7 protein-coding genes and 1 pseudogene are annotated in these 5,585 nt (G+C 38.4%); 2 read left to right on the forward strand and 6 right to left on the reverse strand.

Translation table 11 applies throughout. The features are described from left to right. Positions 1 to 253: 253 nt before the first annotated feature. The 6 genes and pseudogenes from CI597_RS17235 to cysK all read right to left on the reverse strand — a co-directional run bounded on the left by CI597_RS17235 (position 254) and on the right by cysK (position 4,370). The gene (locus CI597_RS17235; RefSeq protein ID WP_143266100.1) at positions 254 to 634 is read right to left on the reverse strand and encodes an IS30 family transposase; all 381 of its coding nucleotides are present in this window, start codon (positions 632 to 634) and stop codon (positions 254 to 256) included. Further along, positions 619 to 765, reverse strand: a complete 147-nt coding sequence (locus CI597_RS19790) for a helix-turn-helix domain-containing protein (protein ID WP_369882371.1) — start codon at positions 763 to 765, stop codon at positions 619 to 621. The genes CI597_RS17235 and CI597_RS19790 overlap by 16 nt, the downstream gene beginning before the upstream one ends. 21 nt (positions 766 to 786) lie before the next feature. Continuing rightward, the gene (locus CI597_RS18980) at positions 787 to 909 is read right to left on the reverse strand and encodes a hypothetical protein (RefSeq protein WP_268876134.1); all 123 of its coding nucleotides are present in this window, start codon (positions 907 to 909) and stop codon (positions 787 to 789) included. Positions 910 to 992: 83 nt separating this feature from the next. Continuing rightward, positions 993 to 2,550: pseudogene (locus tag CI597_RS17240) on the reverse strand (pyruvate formate lyase family protein). Between the two features lie 343 nt (positions 2,551 to 2,893). After that, the gene (locus tag CI597_RS18870; RefSeq protein ID WP_095143021.1) at positions 2,894 to 3,295 is read right to left on the reverse strand and encodes an aminotransferase class I/II-fold pyridoxal phosphate-dependent enzyme; all 402 of its coding nucleotides are present in this window, start codon (positions 3,293 to 3,295) and stop codon (positions 2,894 to 2,896) included. Positions 3,296 to 3,431: 136 nt separating this feature from the next. After that, on the reverse strand, positions 3,432 to 4,370 hold the full coding sequence (cysK, locus tag CI597_RS17250; RefSeq protein ID WP_024727954.1) for a cysteine synthase A: 939 nt from the start codon (positions 4,368 to 4,370) through the stop codon (positions 3,432 to 3,434). Between the two features lie 234 nt (positions 4,371 to 4,604). Between cysK and CI597_RS17255 the strand changes: the two genes are divergently transcribed. Beyond that, a complete protein-coding gene (locus CI597_RS17255; protein ID WP_024727955.1) occupies positions 4,605 to 5,084 on the forward strand; it encodes an S-ribosylhomocysteine lyase in 480 nt (159 codons plus the stop codon). A gap of 52 nt (positions 5,085 to 5,136) precedes the next feature. Beyond that, entirely contained in the window at positions 5,137 to 5,337 is a 201-nt protein-coding gene (locus CI597_RS17260) for a hypothetical protein (protein ID WP_024727956.1), read from the forward strand. Positions 5,338 to 5,585 lie beyond the last annotated feature (248 nt).

Raw genomic sequence — 5,585 nt, forward strand, 5'->3', positions numbered from 1 at the left:
ATCATATCATGGCATGCTTTCCAAGTCAAGGACTTTTTTCAAAAAATTTGAAGAGCCAAGAAGTCAGATAAAGTTTTGAAGAGCTGCTGTTTTGTCAGCAACGTTGATAATCTTATCATCGCTCCAGACAAATGTCAACAGGTTTTTTTACTTTTTTTTAAACTTAAATTGCAACCCTTTTTTGAACCATTTTTTTGTATCTATTTTAATACAATCCAATCCTCTCCTTTTGTCAACTTCTTTTAACTCTCTATTATTCTTCCTTATATAATTCATTTGCCGTCCGGTATCCAAAAAGCCGCCTTGGCATATTATTCATCCAGTCTTCCACATACTTGACTTTCTCTTCCGGCTGATTCTTTATATACTTTCCTTTTTTATAATGCCTGCGTATAAGCCTGTTATTAATCTCGTTGCTCCCTCTTTCATATGAAGCATATGGATGAGCATAATACACCAAAAATTTATCATTCTCTTCAAATTCATATAATCTTGAAAACCCTAATCCGTTATCACTTGTAATAGTCCGGAATACTCCTCTGGGCATTTCCTCAAGAATATCTTCCACTTCTTTTACAAACTGCGCTGTTCTTCCCTTCTCCTTTTTCAGCTTACTGCTTACTTTTCGGCGGATATCTCATTTGTGCCGCCTTTCATCTGCGACACCGTTCCTCTCCTTAGTTCAATTCTTATTGTATTGCTTGCCCTTCCAAGTTTTTTCCCTATTGCATATGCTGAACAGCCCATTCCATGTAATTTTGCAATCCTCCTACAAGGAACGAAAAATCAAAAGAATTTTAAAATTTCATCTGTAATTTCCACTAGATTATATTCAAGATTTGGATGATGACTTAATAAAATTAACTGCTCTTTTTCTTTCTGTGTCAGTTTCTTATCTTTTAAGTCCATCCGCAGGCTTCTCCAGGGGGAATTGATATTGAGATATTGACACGGTCAGCTCCGGATCAATCACAGCATATTGCGGATAAAAACTATCCGAAGCAATGGGGGCTTTTTTCCCTTCCTTTGGCAGAAGTTGTGCAAGCTGATCTACCTCCTCGACATCCGGGTTCGGTGAAAACTTTGTAAAACTTCCTACCAATTTCCAGCGCTTCTGCAAAGTTAATATAAGCATTTGGACTGGTATAAGTATCCCGGTTCGGCATACGGCATTCTGCGCAGCCAGACACGCTGTAATCGTATGCTTCCTCAAAAGCAGCACCTTTCGAAAGCAGGATTGGCACTACTTCTTCGTCATTGATTAATTTCGGGAATCCAGCCCCGTCTTTAATGGTTTTGGCTACTTCATACAGATACCGTTTTGGGCTTCCTGTATGAATTCTTGCTGCCAAATCTGGATAATTTAATGGAAATTCTCGTTTCGATTTCAATAAAATATATGTCAATTCATTGACTGCATCATACCCCTGTTTTGTAACTCCCCCAATGGGCATATCCTTCATTGAAGGATCCTCCAGCTTCAGAAAGATATAAATCAACAAACTGAGCCATAGAAACCCACATACATTCAAATAACTCCTGCACTTCATCGTCAGTAATAATGCCGGCCTTTTTATCTTTCAAATAAAATGGATATAAATATTGAGCCATTCTTCCATTCGAGATAATCGTTCCAGTTTTTTGCTCCACTCTTGAGAACATCTGTGTAAACCACTGCGCCTGCATTGCTTCATAAAAAGTTCTTGGCGGATTTTTGGGAACATAGTGGCAGGTCTCTGCAATTTTTAATAATTCCACCTTTCTTTTTGGATCTTTTTCTTCTTGGGCTAATTTTTCTGCAAGATCACCATGGCGGTCTGCCCATAAAATTATGGCATCACAGGTAATTATCACAGACTGTAAAAATGGAAGTTTTTCTGTATAGTCCACCGGACTATATTCGTCTAACTCTGAGAGTCTCTCCTCCGCTTCTTTTTTCAGTCCTAAAAATCCTTTTTCTAACACAACCTCGTAATCATGTACCCACTGAAGAGAAGATCGAAAAGATGCTGTTTCATTCACAATATATCTTGATGTAAGTTCTTTATCCTGATTATATGTTAATTTTGTTGTTTCCTTTGTAAATGACTTGGCAAGATCCTCATGGAATGTTTTTCCTACCCAGTATGGGGCAATTTCTTCAGACACGATTTTGGCGTCTTCTTCTGAAATGCTGAATGGAGAAATTGTCCGCGTCGGCAATGTCTCAATTGCTTCCCCTAATGTGTTTCCATCTAATTCCGGATAAAGGATTCCGTAGCGTCCCTGTTTTCCACTCCTTCCAACGAGCAGTTGATCATCGTCAATATAGACCGTTGCATGTTTGACATAATGCATCAATGCTTTTGCCCATCTTAAGATTAAAGGTTCTCCTTCTGTTTCCTGAAAAGATTGTGTAAAATACAAACCTCTTTCAATATCAATTTGTGGTTTTTCTCCTCGAATACGACTCAAAATTTTTGTCGCACGATTTTCATGGATGAATGCTGGTTTTTTTTCCTCGATTTCATATTGAATCCGCTGTTCCTGCGGTGATACTACTTTTTTCATTGTCTTTCCTCCTAAAATTACAAAATATAAAACCAGAGGTTGCAAGAATCAAGCAATTTTGCTTGATTCTTGCAACCTCTGGTTTTCCAGTCAGTTTTTTCTCTATATAATATATTATGATATTGCATTTTTAAGCTGTTTCAATGCCTGCCAAAGGACTTTCCTCGGGCACGCAATATTAATACGCTTAAATCCTTCTCCTTCCGGGCCAAGCATTGAAGCTTGATCCAGCCATAATCCAGCTTGATTTACGATCAAATCTTCTCTTTCTTTTTTATGAAGTCCTAATTCTCGAAAATCCAACCAGACTAAATAGGTCCCTTCAGGTTCGATCACTCGGATATTAGGAAAATTTACTTCTACATAATCTTTTAAAAATATTTCTTTCGTTTCGGAATTTTCTGCGGAGTTTCTGATTGGATATAAGATGCATATATCCAAAATTTATAAAATCACTGTGAATTTCATCTAATTCCCATTCTCTCCAAACACGTCCCGTTGGATTCTGTGGACTACAGAATAGAAAAAATTTTACTCGATTTGACACAATCTTTCTTTCAAAATCCTCAAAATCAATCTCATAATGATCTCCTTCGTTTGTAAAAGCTCTAACTGCAGCAGCCAAAGCAAAAACAACACCTGGTGTTTTTACAATCCAATTCCTTTCAATCTTCCATTGAAAATGTTCCTGATACCATTTTACCACTGCATCTGCATATTCCTTATCAGATTCCGAATATCCCAATACAAACCTCTGGTTGTCCAGTCAGCACTATACTATATGAATGGGGCTCGAAACTTATACCTTATCGCGCGGAGCGCGTCCACCCGAAGGGTATAAAATACGGTGTGCCCTGCGGGTATATAATTTCAGCCATTTTTTAGTTTCCGCCAAATAACGGCGTGGATAAATAACGGTCACCAGAATCAGGAAGCAAAACTACAATTGTCTTCCCTTTATTTTCCGGTCTGGCTGCCAGTTCTTTTGCAGCTTTTAATGCTGCCCCGGAAGAAATTCCAACTAAAATACCTTCAGTGACTGCAAATGCTTTCCCTTCTGTAAATGCATCTTCATTTTCCACAGTAATAATTTCGTCATATACTTTTGTATTTAATATATCTGGCACAAATCCAGCACCAATTCCCTGAATTTTATGAGGTCCCGGAGTACCTTTGGATAATACCGGACTGCTTTCAGGCTCAACTGCTACAATTTTCACATCTGGATTCTGTGATTTTAAATACTCTCCAACACCAGTCACTGTTCCTCCTGTTCCTACACCGGCGACAAAAATATCAACTTTTCCATCTGTCTGATCCCAAATTTCCGGACCCGTCGTTTCTTTATGAACTTTTGGATTTGCAGGATTCACAAACTGTCCAAGAATCACAGAACCTTCAATCGATTTGTTCAACTCATCCGCCTTTTCAATGGCTCCCTTCATTCCTTTTGCACCCTCTGTTAATACAAGCTCTGCACCATAAGCCTTTAAAAGGTTTCTTCTTTCTACACTCATTGTATCTGGAAGAGTTAAGATTGCCTTATATCCTTTCGCTGCTGCAACTGCTGCAAGACCAATCCCTGTATTTCCAGATGTTGGCTCGATAATTGTAGCCCCCGGCTTTAAGATTCCCTTTTCTTCTGCATCTTCAATCATTGCTAAAGCAATACGATCTTTTACAGAACCTGCCGGATTTAAATACTCCAGCTTGCCAAGAATCACAGCTTCCTCAACTCCTGCATTTTTTGTATAACGATTCAATTTTAATAATGGTGTTCTTCCAATTAATTCTGATGCACTTTCTTTTATCTTACTCATATCACTATTTCCTCTCTTTATTTTCCTACTTAATCACTAGGTTTACTATGGATTATATTATAGGGTCCGTTTTATGTTTTGTCAAGAGCTTTTTCAGAAATTTTATTTTCTTAAATTGCCTGAGGTCTTCTGTTTATATGTAATTTTCGTGCTTTTTCTTTTATCTCTGTTATAATATTGATATGCTGTTTACACTAATATTCAGACAAACATTATATATGGAGGTTTTTTTCAATGCAGAAAATTGCAAGTTTTACGGTCAACCATTTAGACCTTCTGCCCGGAGTATATGTATCTCGCAGGGATTCACTCGGGACAGAGACATTGACAACCTATGACCTGAGGATGACCGCACCGAATAAAGAGCCAGTTATGAACACCGCTGAGATTCACACCATCGAGCATCTGGGCGCAACCTTTTTAAGAAACCATGCTGAATATAAAGACCAGGTCATCTACTTTGGACCCATGGGCTGCCGCACCGGTTTCTATTTGATCCTAGCCGGAGATCAGACTTCCAGCGAGATACTTGAGCTGGTAAAAGAAACGTTTGAGTATATACGAGACTTCGAAGGAGAAGTTCCCGGGGCATCTGCCAGAGACTGTGGAAATTATCTCGATATGAACCTTCCTATGGCAAAACTCCTTGCTTACAAATATTTGACTTTTTCCTTATATACTGCAAATGAGAAAAATCTGAATTATCCGGAATAGATCCGTCAATACTGATAAAGTAACTTCAAATATAAAAAGGAGGCTTTATCAGATGTCAGAGCAGAATAAAATATATGAAGAAGTAGCGATCAACTGCAGTCAGTACTGCCCTTGCGGCCGTGACCACTCTGTCAAAAATGTCAGTAACGGAGACGATGTAAAATGTGAGAGCTGTCTGAACTGTTCTCATTTCTCGGAAGAAGAATGTCATTGCTGTCTGGACTTGTACGACAAAATTGTAGACAAAATGTAATCAATGACTAAAGCAGCTGTCTTATCGGGGCAGCTGTTTTGCTGTCAGTGTACTGCCTCTATGAGAGGCAGCCTTCATCTTCTTTTTTGAATATTGAAATTGTTCTTCCGCCCTTTCCTATAAATAATCTCTCGGAATCTTCAGCCCAGTAAAATCAAGGCTTGTAGATTCCATTTTATTAAAATCCCCCACTTTTTTGTCAAAAAAGACTTGACAAATCGCTCAAAATTTGCGGCGAAGCCGATTAA

The organism is Anaerostipes hominis (ex Lee et al. 2021), from assembly GCF_002270485.1.
Classification (GTDB): domain Bacteria; phylum Bacillota; class Clostridia; order Lachnospirales; family Lachnospiraceae; genus Anaerostipes; species Anaerostipes hominis.